Source organism: Mesorhizobium sp. L-8-10 (assembly GCF_016756635.1).
Taxonomy (GTDB): Bacteria; Pseudomonadota; Alphaproteobacteria; order Rhizobiales; family Rhizobiaceae.
In genome coordinates, this window is the sequence record NZ_AP023263.1 from 5,564,138 (window position 1) to 5,588,316 (window position 24,179).

Consider the following 24,179-nt stretch of genomic DNA (forward strand, 5'->3'; position numbering starts at 1 on the left):
CCTAGATGTGGACCATCACGTTCGAGCCGTGCTCTCCCCGGCGTGACGTATGCCAGGGCAGCAGCATTCGCTCGGCGAATTCCACCAAGTAGAACAGAACGGTGCCCATCATCGCGAGGATGACGATGGCGGCAAATGCGCGGGCGCTGTCAAATGAGCCCTGTGCCTGCAGGATCACCGCGCCGAGCCCGACCTGACCGGCCACGAACTCGCCCACGATGGCGCCCACCAACGCGAAAGCAATCCCCACTTTCATGCCGGCGAACATGCTTGGCAGCGCATTCGGAAGCCTGATCTTGAAAAGGATCTGCCACTGCGAGGCGCGTGAGGCCTTGGCGAGGCTCAGCATGTCCGGGTCGACGCTGCGCAGGCCGAGGATCGTGTCGATGACGATCGAGAAGATCGCGATCATGAGGGCGATTGCAATCTTCGGCTCGACGCCGACGCCCAACCACATCACGAAGAGCGGCGCCAATGCTACCTTCGGGATGCTGTTGAGCACCACGAGATAGGAATAGAGAGTGCGTTCCAGGAACTTGGAATGCACGATCGCGACCGCCAGTGCGAAGCCGATGACGACTGCCAGGGCGAAACCGGCGAGCGTGGAGTAAAGTGTGTAAAGCGCGTTCTCTGCCAGATAGCCCGGGGCGAGCGCGAATTCGGCAAAAATGGCGGACGGGGCCGGCAGAACGAAGCTCTGGATGGAAAAGACCCTGACGGCAATCTCCCAAAGCGCCAGCGTTGCAACCATGGTCAGGGCGATGTAGACGGCTTCTTCGCCGCGGCGCCAAAACGACATAACTCAACCCTCCTGAAGCACGCCCAGCTTGGTGAAGAGCTGACGTATGCGGGTGGTATACGAGGAAAAGGCTTGCGTCTCGCGTACGGCAAGACTTCGTGGTCGCGGCAAGTCCACATCGATGATCTCGACAACCCGGCCTGGGTTGCGCGACATGACGACGATGCGGTCGGAAAGAAAGACTGCCTCCGCGATGGAGTGGGTGATGAACAGCACTGTCTTGCGGGTCTCCTGCCACAGGCGGGCCAACTCGATATTGAGGTCGTCGCGCGTCATGGCGTCGAGCGCCCCGAAGGGCTCGTCCATCAAAAGAAGGGTGGGATCGGTGAGGAGCGCCCGGCAGATCGAGGCACGCTGGCGCATACCGCCCGAAAGCTCCCACGGATAGCGGTCGGCAAAGGCCTCCAACCCAAAGCGAGCAAGGGTGCGACGCGCCTGCGACCTCAACGCGGAAACGTCGCGCCCTTGAAACTCCGCCACCAGAAGCACGTTGTCGAGCACCGTGCGCCAGTCCAGCAACACGTCACGCTGGAACACTACACCAAGTCCGTCCGGCGGACCGGCGAGCGGTGCGCCGTCCAAGATGATCTCTCCCGAAGTGGGCTTCTCCAGACCGGCAACGCATTTGAGCAGCGTGGACTTGCCGCAGCCGCTGGGTCCCAGAATGCTGAGGAACTCGCCCTCGTTGAGGTCGAAATCGACCCCTTCCAGCGCCACGACCGGCCCCCGTCGCGACGTGTAGGTGACGGCGAGACTTCTCATCTGGACCAGGGGCCGCGCCGGTTGCAGCCTGGTCACGACAGCCGCTGTGTGCATCATGATCCCACCAGTTCGTTGGTGAAGTAGTCTGCCGGCTTGCGCCCGGCCGCCACGATACCGGCCGCCTCCATGTCGGCCAGAGCCCTGGCCCAGTCCGCCTCGGTCTGCATGCCGAAGGGTTTGCCGGCGCTCGCCTCCGTATCGATGAAGTCGCGGTAGAGCTCGATCTGGCCTTTGAGCACGGCCGGGTTGAGCTTCATGCCCGGGCGCTGCGCGATGATCGCGTCCACCGCCTCGTCGACGTGGCCGTCATAGATGTATTTCCAAGCCCGCACCTCGACCTCGACGAGTCGCCGCAGCGCGTCGGTCTTGCCGGCTAGCGTATCGCGCGTCACGATCAGGCCGTAGCTGGGAAAGGCGATTCCGGCGTCGGCCATCAGCACGGCCTTGGAGGGGCGCGCCGTCTCGATCACCGGCAGTCCGAAAGGAGCCGTGGTCATCACCGCATCGGCCTGCTTTGCCGTGTAGGTCGACATCAGCGCGGGCGGTGCCACCGCCACGATGTCGACGTCATCCTCGCTCAAACCGCCTGCCCTGAGGAAGCTTCCTATGTAGGGCGACCACGGGCTGCCGTTGAAATTGACGATGCTCTTGCCTTTGAGGTCGGCGATCTGGTCAATGTCAGCATCGCGATCAACCAGAACCGCGAGGTCACTCTTGCGGAACCAGCCTGCGATCGACACAAGGTCCGCGCCCTTTTCTTTCGCGACTGCCATCACGCCGAGCTGAACCTGCCCGACATCCGCTTGGCCCGCAGCCACGAGCTGGATCGTGTTGCCGGAACCGGTACCGTCCTGCACCTCCACGTCGAGGCCAGCCTCCTTGAACCAGCCTTTCTGGCTGGCCAGGTGCATGGCGGCATGGGTTCCCCATGCGATGAAATCCATCCGTACCGTCAGCTTGTCGGCGGCATCGGCCGTTGCCGCGCCCGCCATCATCAGCGCGCCGGCGAGCAACCCTTTCAATTCCAGGAAACGTCTCATTGTGTTCTCCTCTTGTTACTGACCAGTTAGTTCCCCGGCTTCTGTTGTCCGGGTCGTCGTCTTTCGATTCAGGCGCGCAGATACCCCAGCACCACGTCGACCATGTGTTTCTCGCGTTGCTTCAGCCGCTCGGGGGCCATCAGGTCCTGCCGCAGCACGTAGCCCAGCGTGTATTGATTGGAGAGGTAGAAGTAGCTGAGACCTGAAATGGTGATGTAAAGATCCACGGGGTCAACGTCTGCGCGGAATTGACCAGCGGCGCGCCCCTTGGCGAGCACGTCGCGAATGGCGGCGATAAGGGGATGATAGAGGTCAGGGATCTTGCCCGACATGGCAATGTGCTTGGCCTTGTGCAAATTCTCCGAGTTGAGCAGACGGATAACCTGCGGCTCGTCGCGGAAGTGCTCGAAGGTGAAAATGGTGAGCTTGGCCATCGCGTCCTTCGGCTCGAGGTCGGCGAAACTCCATTCGTTCTGACGCTTGCGCATGCGCGCATAGGCAAGTTCCATAACCTCGACGAACAGCCGCTCTTTGCTCTCGAAATAATGATAGAGTACGTTCTTCGTAACGCCGCAGCGTCGCACGATCTCATCCACCCGCGCGCCGGCGAAACCCTTCTCGGCGAACTCTTCAGTGGCGATCTCCAATAGGTCCGCACGAGTGCGCTCGGCATTGCGCCAACGGCGCGGCTCGCCGATACGCTCAATCGGCCTTTCGCGGAACTCGCCACCCTCGGTCCCGATTCTGGCCTCGGGCGCGACTTCCGGCACGGTCGCCTCCCTGCTCTGTCTCGTTGTCTTCCCGGCGCTTTTCATGACTTTTCCTGTCGCAGAATCCGACGATGCCGGCATCATGGCCAAACCGGGTCTGGCGAACAATGCGGTCCTTGAGCTCCGCATGGCCTTCGCCGCCCCCTATTCCGCTGCTGCCCGGGCGAGTTCGATGCGAAGCGTTCGGGTCGCAGCCGAGTCCAGCCAACCGGAGATAGGATCCACGATCACGCCGTGACGGTCTCGGGCGAAGGCGACACTGATCTTGTGGTTCCAGACATCACGCGCAATGCTTTCGGGGTTCCGCTCCAGCGGATCGCCGAACCCGCCGCCGCCGGCCTGCTCATGCACGATGACACTGTCGGCGGCGATAGACATTGTCACCTTGCTCGGCAGGTCGACGGTCTTGCCGTCCTGGATGAGATAGTTCCGCGTGGCGCGGCCGGATTCGCCACCGGTCAGGCCGAATGGCTGGAACTTCATCCGGTCCGAGCGGAGCTGCAGTTCGGCCTGTGGCGCCAGCAGCCGATAGCTGCGCCGGACGCCAAGGCCGCCGCGATGTCGCCCGGCACCGCAACTGTCCTCAATCAGCGCATATTCCTCGACCCGCACGGGGTGTTGCGCCTCCAGCGTCTCCACCGGTGTGTTCGACAGGTTCTGGGAGGGGTTGGTGATGGCCTCGACGCCGTCGCGGTCGGGCCGACCACCCCAGGCGCCGCAGACCATATCGACGATGATGAAGGGGTCGCGATTCGGCCTGAGGCCGGCAATGCACACCACGGTGTTGCCGCCTTCGCCCGCAGCGGGGATGCGGTCCGGCACGATCTGGGCGAGCGCGCCGAACATCGTATCGCAAATGCGATAGCCGGTAAGCGCCCGCGCCGCCACCGGCGCCGGTGAGAGCGGGTTGAGTACGGTTCCCTCCGGTACGCGGATATCGAGGCAGCGAAAGATGCCGGCATTGTTGGGCACGTCCCCCTTCAGCGCACAGCGAATGCTCAGATAGGTACAGGAATTGGTGTAAGAGCGCGTGGCGTTGATCGCGCCGCGTACCTGCGGTGAGGAACCCTCGTAGTCGATGATCAGCGAATCCTCGCCAACGGTGACCGCGACTGTGATCGGAATCGGGCCTGAGCCCATACCATCGTCATCGATGTGGTCGACGAAACGGAAAGTGCCCTTCGGCCAGCCGCGTATCTCCTCGCGCGTCATCTTTTCGGCGTAGTCGAGCAGCGCGGCCATGTAGTCCTGCAGTGTCTCGGCGCCGTAGCGGTCGCACAGCTTGCCGATTTCGCGGATGCCGACCTGGCAGGCTGCATACTGGGCGTAGAGATCGCCGAGCACGCGGTCGGGAACACGGACGTTGATCTCAATGAGGCCCGCCAGTGTCTCGTTGATGACGCCGCGCTCGTAGAGCTTCATGACGGGGATGCGCAGGCCTTCCTGATAGATTTCGGTGGAATCGCTGGCGTTCGATCCCGCCACCCGACCGCCGACGTCGGTGTGGTGGCAGATCACGACCGAAAAGCCTTGCAGTGCGCCCCCATGGAAAATTGGAACGAACATAAAAATGTCAGGCAGATGCATACCGCCACGATATGGATCGTTGAGGATGACGGCGTCGCCCGGATTGAGGTCGTCGCCATACCTCTCCAGCACTGCGGCCATGGCCTCGGGCACGGCACCGAGATGCAGCGCGATGGTCTTGGCCTGCGCGACCATGCGGCCATGGCGGTCGCAGAGAGCGGCAGAATAGTCCATCACGTCCTTCACGATCTCGGAGCGTGCGGTGCGCACCACCGTGTAGGCGATCTCGTCAACGATCGAGTCCATCGCATTCTTGAGAACAGCGAAGGTGATCGGGTCGGCGGTCGTGCTCATTTGCTCTTCCTCAAGCGATGTCGATGATGACGTTCCCGACGGCATCGGCGCGGAAGCGGGCATCCGGCGGCACGACAATGGTGGTGTCATAGGATTCGATGACGGCCGGCCCTTGCTGAGGCTCCGTAGTCACGTCGCCGCGTGCCATCAGCCGGGTGGAAACGGGCGGCATACCGCGCTCGAAATGCACCATTCTCGTGCCGCTCAGACCACGGGTGGCCGCCGCATCCACCTTCGCTGTCTGGAAGGCGAGTCGTTCGGCTCTGCCGATCGCCGTCAGCCGCAGCGCAGCCACCTCGACAGGCTCTCCGGTCGCGTAGCCATAGGTCGACCGGTAATCGGCGTAAAAGCGTTCGGCGAGACTGGCGAAGCCGGCCGCGAGGATCGCCTGCGGATCGAAGGGAATGGTCAGTTCCGAGGACTGCCCGACATAGCGCAGATCGGCGGCGAAACGCAGTTCCACGCCGTCGTCGCCGTAGCCCTCCTCGGCAAGCACGGTAAGTCCCTCGGCTGCAAGATCCTCCAACCGGGGCGACAACCAGGCGGCCTCGACATCGGTGATCTTCTTCTGCACGGCGCGCACAAAATTGTGCTCGACATCGGCGGTGAGCATGCCGGCGGCGGAGAAGACTCCGGACATGATAGGCGCAATCACACGATTGACGCCGAGTATGCGCGCCACGTCCAGCGCATGCAGCGGACCGCCGCCGCCGAAGGCGACGATGGTCATGTCGCGCGGATCACGACCACGTTCAACAGTGACGGAGCGGATAGCCCGCGCCATGCTGACATTGGCGATCTGGCGCACTCCCTGCGCGGCTTCCTCGATCGAAAGCCCAAGCGGGATGGCCACATGGCGGCGCATTGCCTCGATAGCCCTGTCGCGGTGGACAGGCAGGCTGCCGCCGGCCAGCGCCTCCGGATTCAGGTAGCCGAGGCACATATTTGCGTCTGTCACGGTTGGCCGGTCGTTGCCGCGGGCGTAGCAAGCCGGACCGGGATCGGCACCCGCCGAGGCGGGGCCGACGGTGAGCAGCCCACCTGCGTCGATCGAGGCGAGCGATCCGCCGCCCGCGCCGACCTCGGCGATGTCGACCGCCGGAACCTTCAGCATGTAGCCGCCGCCCTTGATGAAACGGCTGGGCGACGAGATTCCGTCGCGGAACTCATATTCGGTGACCAATGCCGCCTGACCGTTTTCCACGATCGACGCCTTGGCAGTGGTGCCGCCCATGTCGAAGATGATCAGGTCGCCATAGCCGAAGCCGCCCGAGAGCGAGGCGGCTCCCGTCACACCACCGGCCGGCCCCGAAGCGACGGCGAAGACAGGGAGTCTGGCTGCTACCGGCGCTCCCATCATGCCTCCGTTTGAGGCAACCACCTGGAGCGGGGCACGAATGCCGAGTTCGGCGATGCGCCGGCGCAGCCGATCGATATAGGTCTGCATCTCCGGCAGCAAATAAGCGTTCACCACTGTCGTGCTGGTGCGCTCATATTCCTTGATCTCCGGCAGAACCTCATACGATGCAGTCACCCGCAACTCGGGAAAGGCTTCGCGCACGGCAGCCGCCGCGGCGATCTCGTGAACGGGGTTCACGTAGCTGTTGAGGAAGCAGATCGCGACCGCCTCCACTCCCTCCGCGACAAGTTCGCCGCATACGGCCACCACCTCAGCAAGGTCGATAGCTGTGACGACCGAGCCATCGGCGGCAATGCGCTCGGATATCTCGCGGCGGTAGCGGCGCGGTGCCAGAGGCTCGGGTTTCTCCCAGGCGAGATTGAACATCTCAGGGGTGCGGATGCGGCCGATCTCCAGAACGTCGCGGAAACCCTTGGTGGTGATCAGTGCCGTCTTGGCCCCTTTGCGCTGCAGTATGGCGTTCGAACCGACCGTCGTTCCGTGCACAATTTCCTTCACGGCGCCAGGTTCGATCGCCAGTCGTTCCAGCATCTCGGCCAGGCCGGTGATCACTGCTTCGCCGGGATCGGCCGGCGTGGAAGAGGTTTTGTTGACGAACAGCGTGCGGCCGCCGCGTGAAAGCACCAAATCCGTGAAGGTGCCGCCGATGTCGATGCCGATCCTGACATCAAGGGCCTCGGGTGCTGGGGCATCGGCCATGCTGTTTTCTCTCCGCTCTTATTAACTGACTAGTAAGTCAATAACGGCCAACAGTCAAGAGACCCGAAGTCGATTCGCTGCCGCGACTTCGACTGCTGGCCCCCTCGTTTGTCCGACGCGGCCAAAGCCGGGCTCAACAAAAGCGAACAGCCTCCCCCCTCACACAGACCATCTACACATTCCGGCAAGCGCGGATCACCGACCGCAGGCGTGAGGCTCAGCAATACCGGACCTCGGGCTTGAACTTCGCCATCGCGCCGATTCGACCCACATGGCGGATGCCCGTCGGGCATCCGCGCGGGAGGCGAAATTATCCCCGACGATCTCCTGACCAGGCCGACGAAGCGCCGGCGCTCGATCGTTCCCATGGTTGCGAGCCATGTTTTGGAACATTGCGCAGTGCCGGCTGTTTTTGCGTTCGAATGGAGGCTAGCGATGAGCAATCTCGACCATGCGCTGTCGCTCGCCGAAGCAGCGCATCGAGGCCAGAAGGACAAGCTCGGCAGACCCTATGTCGAGCATTGCCGGCGCGTCGTCGAAGCGGTCGACGGGCTTGACGAGAAGATCGTCGCCTATCTGCACGATGTTCCTGAAAAGGCGAAGGGCTGGACGCTGGCACGCCTTGCAGCCGAGGGCTTCAGCCCCTCGATCGTGGCGGCCGTGGACGCCATGACCCGGCGCGAGGGCGAAGACGACGCTGCATTCGTGCGCCGCGCCGCCGCCAACCGCCTTGCGCGCAGCGTCAAGCGTGCCGATCTCGAGGACAATCTATGCCAAGCCCGCGAGGCCGGCTTGCCGACGGGGAAGTACGAACGGGGACTTGGCATCCTGCGGGACGAGTTCGAAAAAGGCGGCGACGGCACATGACAGCCGTCCTGGTTGTCGAAACATCCGATGATCGTGGATCCTGGCGAACTGAACCGAAACGCCGGCGGGCGCAGGCTGGCGAATAGCCGCTCCGATCCAATCGGATCGGCCATTGGCCAAAGCATGTCTCCCGCGAGTGTGCAGTCTCGGAAAAGGACATCCGCTGGATCAATATCTACCGCGTGTCGCGACACGCAGCAGCGTGGCTAGACGGCTGCGGAGTGACGCCCGGCGCCGGAGCCGAAATAGCGATCGAAGGCAGAAGCGATGCTTCGCACGAAGGGCCGGCCGCGCGCCGTCACGACGAAGCGGTTTCCCTGTCGCGCGAAGATGCCGTCCTTGTCCGCTGCGGCAAGATATTCCGCTTCGATGATGATCGGCCGAGCAGCCTCGCCGAAGCGGCTCAACAGGTCGCAGCGCGAAAACGAGAGATCGCACATCAGCCGTTCGATCACCCAGGCGCGCATGCGGTCAGTGCCCGATAGCTCGAAGCCGCGGACAACGGCCATGCCAGCCGCCGCGACACGACGTTCGTAATCGGCGGAAGCCGGCGCATTCTGCACATAGCCCTGCGGCAACTGGCTGACCGCCGATGCGCCAAGGCCGATCAGGGCCTCGGCGCTTTCGCAGGTGTAGCCCTGAAAGTTCCGCCTGAGCCAGCCCTCGCGGCAGGCAATCGCCATCCTGTCGCCCGGCCTGGCAAAGTGGTCGAGGCCGACCGCATCGTAACCCGACGCGGAGATCACCGACGCAGCGCATTCGAACTGCCGGAACCGCTCCACGGGTCCTGGAAGCGCAGCTTCGTCGATCATCGTCTGGTGCTTCTTCATCCAGGGCACATGAGCGTAGCCGAACAGCGCTATGCGGTCGGGGGTGAGCGTCAAGGCCTGGTCGACGGTCGCGGCGACGCCCGCCTCGCTCTGGTGCGGGAGCCCGTAGAGCAGGTCGAGATTGACCGATGTCGCACCGCGTGCGCGGACCGCATCGACCACGGCCTTCGTCGCCTCGAAGCTCTGCTCGCGATTGATCGCCTTCTGCACCCTGCTGTCGAAATCCTGGACGCCGAGGCTCGCCCGCCTCATGCCGATCGCGGCGAGTGCGTCGAAACGGGCGTCGTCCATGTCGTTGGGATCGATCTCGACCGAAACTTCCGCGTCGGGGAGGAACCGGAAGCGACTGCGCAGTTGGGCATCCAGCGCGATCATGTCGCTCGGCTCCAGCATGGTGGGGGAGCCGCCGCCATAATGAACCGCCTCGACGCGCGCTTTGCCGTCGATCAGCCCGGCGACCGTCTCGATCTCCCAGTGAAGCGCCTGCAGGTAGCGCTCGAGCGGCGCATATCGTCGCACCTGCTTGGTGTTGCAGGCGCAGAACCAGCAGAGCCGGTCGCAGAACGGGATGTGGATATAGAGCGAAAGGGTCGAGCTCGCGGGAAGCTCGCCCAGCCAGTCCCGATAGGCGTCCTCGCCCACGCCGGCATGGAAATGCGGGGCAGTCGGATAGCTCGTGTAACGCGGCGCCGGCGCCGCGTATTTCCTGATCAGTTCCTCGTCCATGCTGGGCTCCTGTTCGGCAGCCCAGATTAGGAAACACGACGGCGAGGGCCTTGACCTCGATCAACCCGCCGGCGGGGACAAAAAGCCGCGATGTCCCCCATATGTCGACAGCGGCGAACGATATAGTGTGCGGCTCAACCGGAAATCGCCATGAACATCCGACAGGACGTCCACAACTCCGATATCCCTGCCCTGTGCCAAGCCTGCGAGGCCAGGCATCGCGGCCTGTGTGGCGCGCTCGACCCGGCGCAGCTCATCACGCTTGCGAAGCAGTCGTGGAAGCAGAAAGCGGATGCCGGTGCAGAGCTCGTCGGCGACAGCGAAAAGGTGGCCAGCTATTCCAACGTGCTCTCCGGCGTCATCAAGCTGACCAAGACGCTGGCTGACGGCCGCCAGCAGATCGTCGGCCTGCAGTTCGCCCCCGATTTCCTGGGCCGCCCGTTCAAATCCGAGAGCGCAATCAATGCGGAGGCGGCGACCGCCGTCTCTCTCTGTTCGTTCCCCAAAGCATCGGTCGAGCGCATGATGAAGGCCTCGCCCGAGCTCGAGCATCGTCTGCTGGTGCAGACCTTGAAGGAGCTCGACGAGGCGCGCGAATGGATGCTGACCCTCGGCCGCAAGACCGCGTCGGAGAAGGTGGCGAGCTTTCTGCTTCTGATCGCGCGCAACATCGACCCCTACCGAGCCGACAACATGAAGGATGCGGTGTTCGACCTGCCGCTGACCCGGGCCGACATCGCCGATTATCTTGGGCTGACCATCGAGACCGTCAGCCGGCAGCTGACCATCCTGCGCAAGGACGGCGTGATCGCGATCGAGAACAACCGTCATGTGACGGTGGGCGACTTGGAACGACTGGCAAAGCGCGCCGGACGCTGATCTGTTTCAAATGCGCCTGGATGCCGACGCATCCGGGCGGCCACGCAGGCGCGGCCCTTCCGGGCTGGCCGGTTTTGGCGCCGGCGGGCGTGGGCCACGAAGTAGCGCGCTCCAACGGCCGATCATCGGCCGCCGAGTCTGGCCGTTTCCGCGATCATCGCCACGAAGTCCTGCTCGAAGGCGATGTGACGGCGCAGCGATCCGAAGAATCCCCGCAGCATGAAGCCGAGCGCCTCCGCGCCCGGCATCGGACGGGCCTCGCCGACTTGCAGCAGCGCCTCCGCGACTTCCTCGCCATAGCTCGCATCCTCGCGATGTTCTCCCGCCAGCCGCTCCAGCGAGCCGGCGACCGCGAGACTGCCCGGGTACAGGCGCTCGCAGAGGGGAAACACGACGCTTTCCTCGAAGCGATGGGCATTTTCCAGAAGCGGCACCACTGCCCGGGCGACGGCTTCGCATTCGCTGCCGCTCACATCGGCTGGCAGTCCGTCGGCGATCGCTTCCAGCCTGTCGCAAAGGGCAAGCTTGGCCGCATGCACAGTTCGCAGCAGGATCAACGGATCGCCGGGCGCCGAGGCGAGGCGCTCCGTATCTCCGCCATAGCCCGTCCCGATCCTCGCCAAATCCGTTTCCTCGCGCCACGGCCGTCTGTCGTCAAAGGCTAGGAGCGGCGGCCGCTGCCGCCTTGATCCAAATCAAGGACGCTGCCGGTCGCCCCGACGATGGTGCGCCCGCGGAGACAGGAATCGCCTGATCCGCCCATCCTCGTGGGGACCGCATATGAAATACGGAGCCGAAATCGCCGGCGTTGGCCTTGCCGCCTTTCTCGCACTGCTCGGGGCAGCGTTCGCCGCGGACGACCTCTTCCGCCAGCACATGTGGGTGCTGTTCTTCGTGCTCGCTGCGGGCACTGTGCTCCTGCTACGCAACACCGGTTTCGCTCCGGCCTCCGATCGTGCCGTCGATGATTCGCCCTATATGGACGGGCCGGTCCGCTACGGCTCGATCGCAACCATGTTCTGGGGCGTGGCGGGCCTTCTGGTCGGCGTGATCGTGGCCCTGCAACTGGCCTATCCCGACTTCAACATCGAACCCTGGTTCAGCTTCGGACGGATGCGGCCGCTTCACACGTCGGCCGTGATCTTCGCCTTCGGCGGCAACGCCCTGATCGCCACCTCCTTCTACGTCGTGCAGCGCACAAGCCGCGCGAAACTCTTCGGCGGCAACCTCGCCTGGTTCGTGTTCTGGGGCTACCAGCTCTTCATCGTCATGGCGGCGTCGGGCTATCTGCTGGGGATCACGCAGAGCCGCGAATATGCCGAGCCCGAATGGTACGTGGATCTCTGGCTGACCCTCGTGTGGGTTGCCTATCTGGCGGTGTTCCTGGGCACGATCCTGAAACGCAAGGAACCCCACATCTACGTCGCGAACTGGTTCTACCTCTCCTTCATCGTGACGATCGCGATGCTGCACGTCGTGAACAATCTCGCGGTGCCGGTGTCGTTCCTCGGCGTCAAGAGCTACTCGGCTTTCTCGGGCGTGCAAGACGCACTGACCCAGTGGTGGTACGGCCATAACGCGGTCGGTTTCTTCCTCACCGCCGGCTTCCTCGGCATGATGTACTATTTCATCCCGAAGCAGGCGAACCGCCCGGTCTATTCCTACCGGCTGTCGATCATCCACTTCTGGTCGCTGATCTTCCTCTATATCTGGGCCGGTCCGCACCATCTGCACTACACGGCGCTGCCCGACTGGGCGCAGACGCTCGGCATGGTGTTCTCGATCATGCTGTGGATGCCCTCCTGGGGCGGCATGATCAACGGCCTGATGACGCTGTCCGGTGCCTGGGACAAGATCCGCACCGATCCCATCATCCGCATGATGGTGATGGCGGTGGCCTTCTACGGCATGTCGACCTTCGAAGGCCCCGTAATGTCGATCAAGGCGGTCAACTCGCTGTCGCACTATACCGACTGGACCATCGGTCACGTCCACTCCGGCGCTCTCGGCTGGGTCGGCCTGATCTCGTTCGGCGCGATCTACTACCTCGTGCCCAAACTGTGGAACCGCGAGCGGCTGTATTCGATGCGGCTGGTCACCTGGCACTTCTGGCTGGCGACCCTCGGCATCGTCGTCTACGCGGCCGTGATGTGGGTCTCCGGCATCATGCAGGGCCTGATGTGGCGCGAATACGACGAGCAGGGTTTCCTGGTCTATTCCTTCGCCGAAACGGTCGCGGCCATGCACCCCTACTACGTCATGCGCGCCGCCGGCGGCGCGCTCTACCTCACCGGCGCGCTGATCATGGCCTTCAACATCACCATGACCATCCTCGGCTACCAGCGCGAGGAGGAGCCGGTCGCCGGCGCCGCACCCAGCCTGCAGCCGGCCGAATAGGAGCCCGACCAAATGGCCTTGATGGACAAACATGCAATCCTGGAGAAGAACGCCACGCTGCTTCTGGCGGGCTCCTTCCTGGTGGTCACGGTCGGCGGCATCATCGAGATCGCGCCGCTCTTCTACCTGGAGAACACGATCGAGAAGGTGGAGGGGATGCGTCCTTATTCGCCGCTCGAACTGGCCGGCCGCGACATCTACATCCGGGAAGGCTGCTACGTCTGCCACAGCCAGATGATCCGGCCCTTCCGCGACGAGGTGGAGCGCTACGGCCACTACAGCCTCGCTGCCGAGTCCATGTACGACCACCCGTTCCAATGGGGCTCCAAGCGCACCGGACCCGATCTCGCTCGCGTCGGCGATCGCTACTCCAACGCGTGGCACGTCCAGCATCTCATCGAGCCGCGGTCGGTCGTGCCGGAATCGGTCATGCCCAGCTATGCCTTCCTGAAGGACAAACCGTTGGCAGCGAAGGATTTTTCTACCCAGCTCGTGGCCAACGTCCGGGTCGGCGTGCCCTACAACGACGACATGATCGCCAATGCCGGGACCGACCTCAGGGCGCAAGCCGATCCTGATGCCGACACCACCGGCCTGCTCGAGCGCTACCCCAAGGCCAAGGTCGGCGATTTCGACGGCAATCCGCAGGCGCTCACCGAGATGGATGCGCTCGTCGCCTATCTGCAGATGCTCGGCACGCTGGTCGACTTCTCGACCTATGACGAAGCCGCAGGCTACCGCTGAGGAACGTCGTCATGGATTACCACACGATGCGTGAATTCGCCGACAGCTGGGCCCTGCTTGCCATGACCCTGTTCTTCCTCGGCGTCGCCCTCTTCGCATTCCGGCCGGGCAGTCGCAAGGCGGCCGACGAGGCCGCCAGGATCCCTCTCAAGGACGATTGAGCCATGAGCGACAAGCATATCGACGACATCACCGGCGTCGCCACGACCGGCCATGAGTGGGACGGCATCAAGGAGCTCAACAATCCGCTGCCGCGCTGGTGGCTGTGGACCTTCTACGCCACCATCGCCTGGGCGCTGGTCTACACCGTCGCCTATCCGGCCTGGCCGATGCTGCGCTCGGCGACCTCAGGTCTGCTCGGCTATTCGAGCCGCAGCGACATCAAGGCCGAGCTGGCGGCGGCCGAAGCCGCCAAGGGCAGGTATGTCGAAGCGGTTGGCGCCAGGAGCGTCGGCGAGATCATCGCCGACCCCTCCCTGCGCGACTTCGCCGTCGCCGCCGGCGGTGCGGCCTACAAGGTCAACTGCGTCCAGTGCCACGGGTCGGGTGCGGAAGGCTCGCCCGGCTTCCCCAACCTCAACGATGACGACTGGCTGTGGGGCGGCACTGCCGACCAGATCTACCAGACGATCGCCCATGGCATACGCTTCGCGACCGATGCGGACACCCGGGTCTCGGAAATGCCTGCCTTCGCCGACGTGCTCGAGCCCGCGCAGATCCAGGAGGTCGCCGCGTATGTCGCGACGCTCGCCGGCGACGAGGCAGACACCGCGCTGGCGACCCCGGGCAAGACAGTCTTCGCCGACAATTGCGCGGCCTGTCATGGCGAGGACGGCAAGGGCAGTCGCGAGCTCGGCGCGCCCGATCTCACCGATGCGATCTCGCTGATCGGCTCCGGCCAGGCGGCGATCGCCCGGCAGGTGCGAGCCCCCCGGCACGGCGTCATGCCCGGCTGGAGTGCCCGGCTGGGCGACACCAAGGTCAAGGAGCTTGCCGTCTACATCCACTCGCTCGGCGGCGGCGAATAGGCCAGGTCACCGGTTGACCTGCATCAACGCGAGACGGCGTCTCCTGCGGCTAGATGAGAGTACATCGCTCCGCTTGGCTCTCGTCGGCTCCGCGGCGTGCGATGAAACTGCGAGTGCCCGACATGCTCAACCAGACTGAAGTGGAAAGGCTCGAAGCGGAGGCGGTGAATTCCGCCAAGGTCCGGCAACCTCTCTACGCTCCGCGTCGCAAGATCTTCCCGAAGCGCGCCTCGGGCAGCTTCCGGCGCTTCAAATGGCTGGTGATGCTGGTGACGCTCGGCATCTATTACCTGACGCCATGGCTGCGCTGGGACCGCGGTCCCTATGCGCCTGACCAGGCCGTGCTGGTCGATCTCGCCCACCGGCGCTTCTATTTCTTCTTCATAGAGATCTGGCCGCAGGAATTCTTCTTCGTCGCAGGCCTGCTGGTCATGGCCGGGGTCGGGCTGTTCCTGATCACGTCCACCGTCGGACGCGCGTGGTGCGGCTACAGCTGCCCGCAGACCGTCTGGGTCGATCTCTTCCTGGTCGTCGAGAGGGCGATCGAGGGCGACCGAAACGCGCGGATCAAGCTCGACGCCGGCCCCTGGACCGCGCGCAAGCTCGTGTTGCGCAGCGCCAAGCACGCCATATGGCTCTTGATCGCCGTTGCGACGGGCGGCGCCTGGATATTCTACTTCGCCGACGCCCCGACCTTGTTCCTCGACGTGGTCTCCGGCAAGGCGGCGGCTGTCGCCTACATCACCGTCGCGGTGCTGACCGCCACCACCTACACGTTCGGCGGCCTGATGCGCGAGCAGGTCTGCACCTATATGTGTCCCTGGCCGCGCATCCAGGCGGCCATGCTCGACGAGCATTCGCTGACCGTCACCTACAACGACTGGCGCGGCGAGCCGCGCTCGCGCCATGCCAAGAAGGCGGCCGCGGAAGGCCGGCCCGTCGGGGACTGCGTCGACTGCAACGCCTGTGTCGCCGTCTGCCCCATGGGCATCGATATCCGCGACGGCCAGCAGCTCGAATGCATCACCTGCGCGCTTTGCATCGATGCCTGCGACGCGGTCATGGACAAGATCGGCAAGGAGCGCGGCCTGATCTCCTATGCCACGCTCAGCGACTACAACGCCAACATGGCGCTGGCGACCGCGGGCGGGACGACCGCGATCGATCCGGGTCGCGTCCGCGGCACCGACGGAAAACTCACCGACAAGGTCGCCCAGTTCCATATCCGCAAGCTATTCCGCCCGCGCACCTTCATCTATATGGGCGGCTGGACCCTCGTCGGTGTCGCACTGCTCTATGCCCTCCTCGGCCGCGACCGGCTCGAGATCAACGTTCTTCACGATCGCAATCCGCAATTCGTCACGCTCTCCGACGGCTCCATCCGCAACGGCTACACGGTGAAGCTTCTCAACATGATCCCCGAGCCGCGCACCATCATCCTGACGATGCAAGGGCTGCCAGGCGCGAATATGAGCGTGATCGGCTCCGACCAGCCCGAAGACCGGTCGATCGCGGTGCTGGTGGAGCCCGACAGGCTGAGGACGCTCAAGGTCTTCGTGCGGCAGCCGAAAGAGTTCGTCGACGGCACCGACGCCAGCTTCAAATTCATCGTCGAGGACAAATCGAGCTTCGAGCGCGACGACTATGTCGCGACCTTCAAGGCACCGGAGATTTCGAGATGACCAGGCGCGGAAACGGCACGTTCACCGGTCGGCACATGCTGGCCATCGTGGTCGCCTTCTTCGGCACCATCATCGCCGTCAACCTGACCATGGCGATGGTCGCGGGCCGTAGCTGGACCGGCTTTGTCGTGAAGAACTCCTATGTCGCAAGCCAGGAGTTCAACCGGAAGGCCGAACAGGGGCGCGCCCAGGCCGCGCTTGGATGGCACAGCAGCCTGACGATCGGCAGCGGAGAGATCCGCTACCGGCTCGCCGACGCATCAGGCGCAACGGTCGCGCCAAGCGCCGTAACGGTGACCTTCCGCCGCCCGGCCTATGACGGCGAGGACAAGGTCATCGCGATGCAACGCCGTGCCGACGGAACGTTCCGGGCGCCGGAAACCCCGCGCGACGGCATATGGATTGTCGAGACCGATGCCGAGGTCGGCAGGGACCTGCCCTATCGCGAGGTCAGCCGGATCGTCGTTACCGCGGGAGAGCTGGAATGAGCTGCTGCGCTCCCGGCGCCGAGGGTGCACTCGACATCGAAAGGATGGGACATGGCCTGCCTTCGGCGGAAGAGCTTAAGCTGGCCGCCCGCGCGCTCGGCGACGGTCGGCACCAGGTCGACCTTTCGGTACCTTCCGTCCATTGCGGCGCCTGCATCCGGTCGATCGAAACCGCGCTCCGTAGTCTCGATCATGTCGAAAGCGCGCGCGTCAACCTTTCGACGCGACGCGTCGCCGTGCGCTGGCAGGGCGACGACGTGCCGCCGATCCCGGCCACGCTGGCAGGGCTCGGCTACGAGGCCCATCTGTTCGACCACGAGGGAACGGAAAAAGACGCAACGCTCGCCGAACTGATCCGCGCCGTCGCGGTCGCCGGCTTCGCCGCCGGCAACATCATGCTCCTGTCGGTGTCGGTGTGGTCGGGCGCGGAAGACGCCACCCGCGACCTCTTCCATTGGATATCGGCACTGATCGCCATACCCGCCCTCGTTTTCGCCGGCCGCATCTATTTCCGATCGGCATGGTCGGCGCTCAGGCATGGACGCATGAATATGGACGTGCCCATCGCCGTCGGCGTCTCGCTCGCCTATGGCATGAGCCTCTACGAGACTATCAACCATGGCCCGCACGCCTATTTCGACGCAGCGGTGTCGCTGCTGTTCTTCTTGCTGATCGGCAGGACGCTCGACCACGTGATGCGCAATCGTGCGCGCGCCGCCGTGCTCGGCCTGTCCAGGCTCGCCCCACGGGGCGCGGTGGTGCTGACGTCAGACGGCCAACGGGACTACCGGCCGGTCGGCGAGATCGAGCCGGGCATGCGGCTTGCGATCGCCGCCGGCGACCGTATCCCCCTCGACGCGCGGGTGATCGAGGGTCGCTCCGAGATCGACGCCTCATTGATCACGGGCGAGAGCGATCCACAGCCCGTGTCCATCGGCACCACCGTCCGCGCCGGGACGCACAATCTGACGGGTCCACTCACCGTCCAGGCGCTCGCGGCCGTGAAGGATTCATTCCTGTCGGAAATGCTGCGCATGATGGAGGCGGCCGAAGGCGGACGGGCTGGATATCGCCGGATCGCCGACCGCGTCTCGAGCCTCTATGCGCCCGTGGTACATCTCACCGCCCTTCTCACCTTCCTCGGCTGGATGGCGATTTCGGGAGACTGGCACCGCGCGACAACCATCGCGATCGCGGTGCTCATCATCACCTGCCCCTGCGCGCTCGGCCTCGCTGTGCCCATCGTGCAAGTCGTGGCGGCACGCCGGCTCTTCGAACATGGGATCATGGTCAAGGACGGGTCGGCCATGGAGCGGCTGGCCGATATCGACATGGTCGTCTTCGACAAGACGGGCACGCTTACCCTCGGCCGCCCCCGCCTCGTCAACGCGGCCTCGATCCATGCCGAGACGCTCTCCGTCGCCGCGGCTCTCGCGCGGCATTCGCGGCATCCGCTCTCCCTGGCGATCGCAGAAGCCTCTCCGGTCGCCAACGGACCTCGTCTTGCCGATATCGCCGAAATGCCCGGGCTGGGAATCGAGGCCAAGGACGGAGGCAGCACCTGGCGGCTCGGGCGAGCCGAATGGGCAATGGGTGGCAACGGGGAACCGGGGAACCGGGGAACGGTCCTGGCCCAGGATGGCATGAAGCGTGCCGTATTCGTTTTCGAGGACGTGCTTCGCCCCGATGCACGCGCGGCCATCGCTGAATTGAAGGAAACGGGGATGCGGATCGAGATGCTCTCGGGCGACCGCTCAGACATCGCCGAAGGGGTGGCCGGCGCGCTCGAGATCGAGAACTTCGCCGCCGGGCTTCTGCCTGCCGGCAAGGTCGAACGGCTGGCTGCCCTTGCCGCCCAGGGCCGCAAGACAGCGATGGTGGGCGACGGGCTGAACGATGCGCCGGCGCTGGCCGCCGCCCATGTCTCGATTGCGCCGGCCACGGCCGCCGACATAGGGCGCAACGCCGCCGACTTTGTCTTCCTGCGCGAAAGCCTGTCGGCGATACCGCTTGCCGTCGCCGTGTCGCGGCAGGCGGGCCGTCTGATCCGGCAAAACCTCGGGCTGGCGATCCTCTACAATGCGATCGCCGTGCCGATCGCCATTCTCGGCTTCGTCACGCCGCTCGTTGCGGCAATCGCCATGTCGGGCTCGTCGCTGCTCGTCATCGGCAACGCGCTGCGTCTCGGGATCGGCAGGAAGCAGCCTGAGCCGGCGGCAACATCGCGGAGCGCGACCCGCCCCGCGATGCCGGCGATCGCGCAATGACCACCCTCGCCTATCTCATCCCGGTCGCGCTGTTCCTCGGCGGGCTTGGCCTGGGCGCCTTTCTTTGGGCGCTTCGCAGCGGTCAATATGACGACCCCGACGGCGCTGCGGTGCGTATCCTGGCCGACGAGGATTAGCATCGGATAGCCCGCCAGGCGTCAACCGCTCATCGCTTCGTTGCGAAGCCACGCGCATCACAACGAAGTCGGTTTCGGATAGAAAGCAGGCTGCCACGGGATTCGTACCATGACAGCATCGAGCCGGCCCGACCTCAGCGACATCCATGCAGGTGACTGGGTCGATCGCCGGTTGCCCTCGGCATGGCGGCCATACACGAGGCTCGCGCGCCTGGATCGGCCCGTCGGCATATGGCTCACTCTCTTTCCCTGCCTGGCCGCGCTCATTCAAGCCTCGCACGGAATTCCTGCCTTCCGGCATTTGATCGTCTTCTCCCTCGGCGCACTGCTGATGAGAAGCGCCGGTTCCACGATCAATGACATCGCCGATCGCAAGTTTGATGCCCACGTCGAGCGGACACGCTTTCGCCCGTTGGCCAGCGGCCAGCTCAGGACCCGCCAAGCCGTAGCTTTCCTGATAGTCGAACTTGCTCTCGCCGCGTCGCTCCTGTTTTTCCTGGCCCCATACACACGCCTGATCGCAATATGCGTGCTGCCGGTCGTATTCGTCTATCCGCTCTGCAAGCGATTCACCCATTGGCCCCAGGCGGTCCTGGGCGCCGCGTTCAATTGGGGAATGCTGATGGCATGGGCGGAGGTGGCCGGGCATATCCCGGCCGGAGCCATCGTCATGTGGATCGGGGCCATCACATGGCAAATCGGTTATGACACTGTCTACGCCTACGTGGATTTGAACGACGACAGTCGCCTCGGCTTGAAGTCGACGGCGATCCTGTTCGGTCAGAGGGGAAAAGCCTGTATCGGTCTGTTCTACGCTCTCACGGTCGTATCATGGTCGCTGGGAGGCTGGCTATTGGACATGTCGCTGCCATACGCGGCAGGAATGGCGGTGATCGCCGCGCATCTCGCCTGGCAGGCCTGGCGCATCGACCTCCAGCGTCCGGAGCTGAATTTCAGCCTTTTTCTGTCGAACATCCTGACCGGCATATTCCTGATGTGCGCGGCTCTCGTGGGAAATTGGTGAACCCGACACGGCGAAGTTGTTCTCCGCCGCATGTCACGCCGGCCTTGACCGCAAAGCGGACTGCCCCGCCCCTTCAAGCGGCCTGCGCTCAGTGCGAAAGCAGGATGGGCAGGCGCAAATCGTCCAGCACCGCCTCGGTGGCTCCTCCCAGGATGAAGTCGCGAACGCGGGAGTGGCCGTAGCCGCCCATGACGAGCAGGCCTGCGCCGAGTTGGATTGCCTGTTCCTGGAGTATTGCGCCCACCGGAGCATCGCCGGCCTCGATTCTTGTGGCTTCGGCTTGAAGACCACGCTTGCGCAACCCATCCGCCAGACGCTCGCCTGCGTCGAGCTCGGCCAGCGGCTTCTCATCGACGACGGTGACTACCGAGACCGTTTCGCATCTGGCCAGGAGCGGCTTTGCGTCCGCCACCGCCCGGGCAGCGACGCGACTGCCGTCCCACGCGATCGCGATACGGTCCAAGGTACCGATATCGCAGTGTTCCGGCAGCAGGATCGTGGGACGTCCCGCGCCGAAGATCACCGCTTCCGCCAGGGTCCGAGACGTCGGATTGCCCTTTTCCCAACCGACCAGATCGAGGTCGAAATAGCGTGCACTCGTGGCCGCCTTCTCGTAGAGAAAGGCGGGCCCCGCCGACACTTCCTCGGTCGAGAGCGGCACGCCGGCAGCCGAGGCCTGGTGTTCGACACGGTCCAGCAGATGCGCGCCCCTCGCCCGGCTCTGCTCCTCCGCCTGGCGGATCTTGTTCGGCAGGTCGAGCAGCAGGTCCGACAACGCATTGGAGACCGGCGGGATGTCGACATTGACCACCAGCACGTGGAGGTCGGCCCCGAACTGCCTTGCGACGGCCACCGCATGCGCGGCCACGGCATCGGAATTCGGGTCGGGATGGGTGACCAGCGGAAGCAAGGCTTTCAGCTTCATGACGATTCTCCTTGACCGGACATAGCTCGGCGCCCTGGCTCGGCGATAGGCGGCCGAAGGCTATTTTGGCCGGAAAGCCAGCGCTTTGACATAGCGCAATTGGCCGGTCGGACCCGTTGTCAGCCGCTTGGCGGGCCTGAGACTTGTTATTCATCCCGAGGGCGATTGCGCGCGCCGCGTCCCGACAGGATCGGCTTGATCGGAGTCAATGACATGGCCACAATTCTGGAGTTCACTCGCCGCAGCTGGTCCGATTGGGCGTTGTCGGCGTTTCGCGCAGCATATCGACGAAACAGGCTGCCCTGACCTTCCGACGCCCGTTGTGGCCGCAATCGAAGACAGCTGTCCTGAGAGGCAGGTGTGACGATGTTGATCAGGACACTGTCGGTCCTGGAATGCACCAAGTTGATCGCGGCAAGCCGCGTGGTGCGTCTCGCCTGCTGCAGGGACGGCCAGCCCTATGTCGTGCCGATCCACATGACCTATGCCGACCGGCACCTCTACGGATTCTCGATGCCCGGCCGCAAGATCACCTGGATGCGCGACAATCCCCGTATATGCGTCCAGGTGGACGAACCGGGTCCAGGCAGGGGATGGAAGAGTGTCGTGGTGCTGGGCCGCTACGAGGAACTGGATGATACACCGGAGAACGAGCCGGAACGCATCCATGCGTGGCGGCTCATCAGCAGCCGGCCCAACTGGTGGGAGACAGGCAGCCTAAGCCCCGTTCATCCGATCGTCTCAGACCACTACGAGCATGTCTTCTTCAGGATTATCATCCAAGAAATCTCTGGACGCGAAGCCATCGACAGGGACGAATAGCACGCCTGCCGATCGGCACCGGCATAACTGGCTGCAGGCGCGTTCCCGGGATGGCAAACCCCTGCCGGACATTCTGCGTTCGCCGCTCCGTGGCGGTTTCATATGAGATCCATCGGCCGACTCGCGAGGTGGCGAGGTGGAAATGAAAACCGACGAACTGACGGTGCGCCGTCTGCATTCCGTCTGTTGAGCCTTGGCCTGTCCCTCAGCGGCGATTCCGCAAATTCAGTCTCGCCGTCGATCCGCCGGAGGCTTGCTTCAAGATCAGCTCGCGGTGTGGATATGGTATTCCTATTCCGTGCTCCTTGAATGTGTCCCACAGGGCGATCAACACTTTGCCGCGCACATTGGTCAGGCCTTGCTGAGGATCGTGAATCCAGAACCGCAGGACGAAATCCAGCGAGGATTCGCCGAAGCCCGTAAGCCAGCAGACCGGTCGCCGGTCGGCCTCCACCCGCGAGACGCTGATCGCCGCTTCTACCGCCAGTTGGCTGACCTTGTGGGGATCAGCCTCGTAAGAGACCCCGAAATGCACGTCGAGCCGCACGAGATTGTCGCTGAACGACCAGTTGATCACCCGCTGGGTGATAAAATCCTCGTTCGGGATCAGGTATTCGCGGCCGTCTCGCGTCACCACCGAGACAAACCTCGCCCGCAATTCGCGTATCCAGCCGAATGTGTCTTCAAGCGAGATTGTGTCACCCGGCTTGATCGACTTGTCCATGAGGATGATGACGCCGGAGATGAAGTTCGAGACGACCTTTTGCAATCCGAAGCCGAGGCCGACACCCACGGCGCCGGAAAATACAGTCAGCGCCGTCAGGTCGATCCCGACGGAGGAAAGTGCGACCGTACCGGCGACCAGCACAAGGCCGATCTTGGCGACCTTGCCGATGAGAACGCGGATCGAGGGTGTCAGCTCTTCGGAGCTCCGGACGCGCTCGTCGACATAGTTGCCGACGATGACCGCAAGCCAGACGGTCGCGACAAGCAGAAGCGCGGCCTTTACCAAAGTGAGCGCCGAAAGGCGAAAATTGCCCAGGGGAAGTGCAAGACTGTCCAGGAAAACCGATGCTTCGTCATCGATGCCCAGAATGACAAGGGCGGCAAAAATCCAGGCTAGCCAGCCGAGGGTGCGTGCAACAAGCCGATTGTGGATGATGCGCGACAGCACCGACACGAACAACCAGGCAACGGACAGGGAGAACGCTATGGAGATGAAATAAGTCCGGCTTGGCCAAGTGACGCTGCGCAAGAAGGTGAGAACAGCGAGCAGGAAGACCGTGAAAAGGATCCAGTCCGTGCGCCGCAACAGCGCAATGACGACCCTCAGCAGTCCGGGATGCCCTTTGATCCGGCGTGCGCCGTCCTCGAGGATCGGCTCGACGCGACGCGCCAGAAGCTTGGCCGCCAGGAACAACAAGACGACGACGACGAATTGATAGAGGAGCCAAGGTGTGGCGGCATAATCGAGCCATCCGCGGGCCCAGACCAGCGATTCATCGACGGCGTTGCGTAAATCCAGTTCCACACAACCGTTATGGGGCAGAGACTGTGGACGGCAAGCTTCGTCCCCGGCGGATCGTTCGGCGCAGCACGCAAAGCCGCCGGCAGGTGCGGCGCTGCCATGGCCACCTTCATCCCAGGGACAACCACCTGCTCGAGGGAGAGACGGCCACGCCCTGCGTGCACCTCGGTTGCCATGTGCATCTGGTCGAGGCGGCGACCGACCTGTCGATCCTCTTCCTCACCGTCCCGCCGATCCAGATGGCACCCAAGCCGATCGGCGCCTCCTGCCGCAGCAACATGCAGGGCACACTCTGCCGGTCACGCCGCCCACATCCTGCCGGCACGCCTTCTTCGGTCGAACGCCCAGCGGACGATGCAGCACACCGACTGTACCGTCCTCGTCGGATTGGGAGTGCATCTGGCGGCACAGAAGAGCTGAAGATCGCCTGATATGGTCGGCGGCCGGCTTTGCCGGCCGCGTTC

23 protein-coding genes are annotated in these 24,179 nt (G+C 64.0%); 13 read left to right on the forward strand and 10 right to left on the reverse strand.

The window, feature by feature from the left end:
• Nucleotide 1: 1 nt before the first annotated feature.
• The 6 genes from JN280_RS26075 to JN280_RS26100 form a co-directional block, all read right to left on the reverse strand.
• Entirely contained in the window at nt 2-799 is a 798-nt protein-coding gene (locus JN280_RS26075; RefSeq protein ID WP_202306643.1) for an ABC transporter permease, read from the reverse strand.
• Nucleotides 800-802: 3 nt separating this feature from the next.
• Nucleotides 803-1,618 (reverse strand): ABC transporter ATP-binding protein, encoded by an 816-nt coding sequence (locus JN280_RS26080; protein WP_244742093.1) that lies wholly within the window; start codon nt 1,616-1,618, stop codon nt 803-805.
• A complete protein-coding gene (locus JN280_RS26085; protein WP_202306644.1) occupies nt 1,615-2,601 on the reverse strand; it encodes an ABC transporter substrate-binding protein in 987 nt (328 codons plus the stop codon). Before JN280_RS26085 ends, JN280_RS26080 begins: the two co-directional genes overlap by 4 nt.
• Before the next feature lie 68 nt (nt 2,602-2,669).
• Nucleotides 2,670-3,371 carry a TetR/AcrR family transcriptional regulator gene (locus tag JN280_RS26090; RefSeq protein ID WP_202306645.1) on the reverse strand — a complete coding sequence of 234 codons (702 nt, stop codon included), beginning with the start codon at nt 3,369-3,371 and terminating at the stop codon, nt 2,670-2,672.
• Nucleotides 3,372-3,515: 144 nt separating this feature from the next.
• Nucleotides 3,516-5,252, reverse strand: coding sequence for a hydantoinase B/oxoprolinase family protein (locus JN280_RS26095; RefSeq protein WP_202306646.1), 1,737 nt, complete (start codon nt 5,250-5,252; stop codon nt 3,516-3,518).
• A gap of 10 nt (nt 5,253-5,262) precedes the next feature.
• Nucleotides 5,263-7,371, reverse strand: coding sequence for a hydantoinase/oxoprolinase family protein (locus JN280_RS26100; RefSeq protein ID WP_202306647.1), 2,109 nt, complete (start codon nt 7,369-7,371; stop codon nt 5,263-5,265).
• A gap of 435 nt (nt 7,372-7,806) precedes the next feature.
• Here JN280_RS26100 and JN280_RS26105 point away from each other — a divergent pair, with 435 nt between their 5' ends.
• Nucleotides 7,807-8,238, forward strand: a complete 432-nt coding sequence (locus tag JN280_RS26105; RefSeq protein ID WP_202306648.1) for an HD domain-containing protein — start codon at nt 7,807-7,809, stop codon at nt 8,236-8,238.
• 206 nt (nt 8,239-8,444) lie between these two features.
• Here the strand turns inward: JN280_RS26105 and hemN are convergent, their stop codons facing one another.
• A complete protein-coding gene (gene hemN, locus JN280_RS26110; RefSeq protein ID WP_202306649.1) occupies nt 8,445-9,794 on the reverse strand; it encodes an oxygen-independent coproporphyrinogen III oxidase in 1,350 nt (449 codons plus the stop codon).
• Between the two features lie 150 nt (nt 9,795-9,944).
• On the opposite strand from hemN, the gene JN280_RS26115 reads away from it, so the two are divergent.
• Nucleotides 9,945-10,673: a Crp/Fnr family transcriptional regulator gene (locus JN280_RS26115; protein WP_202306650.1), complete on the forward strand. Its 729-nt coding sequence runs from the start codon at nt 9,945-9,947 to the stop codon at nt 10,671-10,673.
• Between the two features lie 122 nt (nt 10,674-10,795).
• On the opposite strand, the gene JN280_RS26120 is transcribed toward JN280_RS26115, so the two are convergent.
• Nucleotides 10,796-11,296 (reverse strand): hemerythrin domain-containing protein, encoded by a 501-nt coding sequence (locus JN280_RS26120; protein WP_244742096.1) that lies wholly within the window; start codon nt 11,294-11,296, stop codon nt 10,796-10,798.
• Between the two features lie 157 nt (nt 11,297-11,453).
• On the opposite strand from JN280_RS26120, the gene ccoN reads away from it, so the two are divergent.
• The 9 genes from ccoN (at nt 11,454) to ubiA (ending at nt 20,440) form a co-directional block, all read left to right on the forward strand.
• Nucleotides 11,454-13,070, forward strand: coding sequence for a cytochrome-c oxidase, cbb3-type subunit I (ccoN, locus tag JN280_RS26125; protein WP_202306651.1), 1,617 nt, complete (start codon nt 11,454-11,456; stop codon nt 13,068-13,070).
• Nucleotides 13,071-13,082: 12 nt separating this feature from the next.
• Complete coding sequence (gene ccoO / locus JN280_RS26130) at nt 13,083-13,814, forward strand: cytochrome-c oxidase, cbb3-type subunit II (RefSeq protein WP_202306653.1); 732 nt, start codon at nt 13,083-13,085, stop codon at nt 13,812-13,814.
• Between the two features lie 11 nt (nt 13,815-13,825).
• Entirely contained in the window at nt 13,826-13,975 is a 150-nt protein-coding gene (locus tag JN280_RS26135; protein ID WP_202306655.1) for a cbb3-type cytochrome oxidase subunit 3, read from the forward strand.
• A 3-nt stretch (nt 13,976-13,978) separates the two neighbouring features.
• Nucleotides 13,979-14,842 carry a cytochrome-c oxidase, cbb3-type subunit III gene (gene ccoP, locus JN280_RS26140; protein WP_202306656.1) on the forward strand — a complete coding sequence of 288 codons (864 nt, stop codon included), beginning with the start codon at nt 13,979-13,981 and terminating at the stop codon, nt 14,840-14,842.
• Between the two features lie 122 nt (nt 14,843-14,964).
• Nucleotides 14,965-16,524, forward strand: coding sequence for a cytochrome c oxidase accessory protein CcoG (gene ccoG / locus JN280_RS26145; RefSeq protein WP_202315046.1), 1,560 nt, complete (start codon nt 14,965-14,967; stop codon nt 16,522-16,524).
• Complete coding sequence (locus JN280_RS26150) at nt 16,521-17,012, forward strand: FixH family protein (RefSeq protein ID WP_202306657.1); 492 nt, start codon at nt 16,521-16,523, stop codon at nt 17,010-17,012. Before ccoG ends, JN280_RS26150 begins: the two co-directional genes overlap by 4 nt.
• Nucleotides 17,009-19,279 (forward strand): cation-translocating P-type ATPase, encoded by a 2,271-nt coding sequence (locus JN280_RS26155; RefSeq protein WP_202306658.1) that lies wholly within the window; start codon nt 17,009-17,011, stop codon nt 19,277-19,279. Before JN280_RS26150 ends, JN280_RS26155 begins: the two co-directional genes overlap by 4 nt.
• Complete coding sequence (gene ccoS, locus JN280_RS26160; RefSeq protein WP_202306659.1) at nt 19,276-19,416, forward strand: cbb3-type cytochrome oxidase assembly protein CcoS; 141 nt, start codon at nt 19,276-19,278, stop codon at nt 19,414-19,416. Before JN280_RS26155 ends, ccoS begins: the two co-directional genes overlap by 4 nt.
• Before the next feature lie 109 nt (nt 19,417-19,525).
• Nucleotides 19,526-20,440, forward strand: coding sequence for a 4-hydroxybenzoate octaprenyltransferase (gene ubiA / locus JN280_RS26165; protein ID WP_202306660.1), 915 nt, complete (start codon nt 19,526-19,528; stop codon nt 20,438-20,440).
• Nucleotides 20,441-20,528: 88 nt separating this feature from the next.
• Here the strand turns inward: ubiA and JN280_RS26170 are convergent, their stop codons facing one another.
• Entirely contained in the window at nt 20,529-21,365 is an 837-nt protein-coding gene (locus tag JN280_RS26170; protein ID WP_202306661.1) for a universal stress protein, read from the reverse strand.
• A gap of 366 nt (nt 21,366-21,731) precedes the next feature.
• Between JN280_RS26170 and JN280_RS26175 the strand changes: the two genes are divergently transcribed.
• Complete coding sequence (locus tag JN280_RS26175; RefSeq protein WP_202306662.1) at nt 21,732-22,187, forward strand: pyridoxamine 5'-phosphate oxidase family protein; 456 nt, start codon at nt 21,732-21,734, stop codon at nt 22,185-22,187.
• A 205-nt stretch (nt 22,188-22,392) separates the two neighbouring features.
• Here JN280_RS26175 and JN280_RS26180 read toward each other — a convergent pair whose 3' ends face one another.
• On the reverse strand, nt 22,393-23,712 hold the full coding sequence (locus JN280_RS26180; RefSeq protein ID WP_202315048.1) for a mechanosensitive ion channel family protein: 1,320 nt from the start codon (nt 23,710-23,712) through the stop codon (nt 22,393-22,395).
• A gap of 29 nt (nt 23,713-23,741) precedes the next feature.
• Here JN280_RS26180 and JN280_RS26185 point away from each other — a divergent pair, with 29 nt between their 5' ends.
• Nucleotides 23,742-24,146: a hypothetical protein gene (locus JN280_RS26185; protein WP_202306663.1), complete on the forward strand. Its 405-nt coding sequence runs from the start codon at nt 23,742-23,744 to the stop codon at nt 24,144-24,146.
• The last annotated feature ends 33 nt before the right edge of the window (nt 24,147-24,179 follow it).

Coding starts and splice junctions, on each gene's coding strand:
- ccoP (WP_202306656.1), top strand. CDS start 13,979: ATGAGCGACAAGCATATCGACGACATCACCGGCGTCGCCACGACCGGC.
- JN280_RS26095 (WP_202306646.1), bottom strand. CDS start 5,252: ATGAGCACGACCGCCGACCCGATCACCTTCGCTGTTCTCAAGAATGCG.
- ubiA (WP_202306660.1), top strand. CDS start 19,526: ATGACAGCATCGAGCCGGCCCGACCTCAGCGACATCCATGCAGGTGAC.
- JN280_RS26115 (WP_202306650.1), top strand. CDS start 9,945: ATGAACATCCGACAGGACGTCCACAACTCCGATATCCCTGCCCTGTGC.
- JN280_RS26085 (WP_202306644.1), bottom strand. CDS start 2,601: ATGAGACGTTTCCTGGAATTGAAAGGGTTGCTCGCCGGCGCGCTGATG.
- ccoN (WP_202306651.1), top strand. CDS start 11,454: ATGAAATACGGAGCCGAAATCGCCGGCGTTGGCCTTGCCGCCTTTCTC.
- ccoO (WP_202306653.1), top strand. CDS start 13,083: ATGGCCTTGATGGACAAACATGCAATCCTGGAGAAGAACGCCACGCTG.
- JN280_RS26150 (WP_202306657.1), top strand. CDS start 16,521: ATGACCAGGCGCGGAAACGGCACGTTCACCGGTCGGCACATGCTGGCC.
- JN280_RS26100 (WP_202306647.1), bottom strand. CDS start 7,371: ATGGCCGATGCCCCAGCACCCGAGGCCCTTGATGTCAGGATCGGCATC.
- JN280_RS26155 (WP_202306658.1), top strand. CDS start 17,009: ATGAGCTGCTGCGCTCCCGGCGCCGAGGGTGCACTCGACATCGAAAGG.
- JN280_RS26175 (WP_202306662.1), top strand. CDS start 21,732: ATGTTGATCAGGACACTGTCGGTCCTGGAATGCACCAAGTTGATCGCG.
- JN280_RS26080 (WP_244742093.1), bottom strand. CDS start 1,618: ATGATGCACACAGCGGCTGTCGTGACCAGGCTGCAACCGGCGCGGCCC.
- hemN (WP_202306649.1), bottom strand. CDS start 9,794: ATGGACGAGGAACTGATCAGGAAATACGCGGCGCCGGCGCCGCGTTAC.
- ccoG (WP_202315046.1), top strand. CDS start 14,965: ATGCTCAACCAGACTGAAGTGGAAAGGCTCGAAGCGGAGGCGGTGAAT.
- JN280_RS26135 (WP_202306655.1), top strand. CDS start 13,826: ATGGATTACCACACGATGCGTGAATTCGCCGACAGCTGGGCCCTGCTT.
- JN280_RS26105 (WP_202306648.1), top strand. CDS start 7,807: ATGAGCAATCTCGACCATGCGCTGTCGCTCGCCGAAGCAGCGCATCGA.
- ccoS (WP_202306659.1), top strand. CDS start 19,276: ATGACCACCCTCGCCTATCTCATCCCGGTCGCGCTGTTCCTCGGCGGG.
- JN280_RS26075 (WP_202306643.1), bottom strand. CDS start 799: ATGTCGTTTTGGCGCCGCGGCGAAGAAGCCGTCTACATCGCCCTGACC.
- JN280_RS26170 (WP_202306661.1), bottom strand. CDS start 21,365: ATGAAGCTGAAAGCCTTGCTTCCGCTGGTCACCCATCCCGACCCGAAT.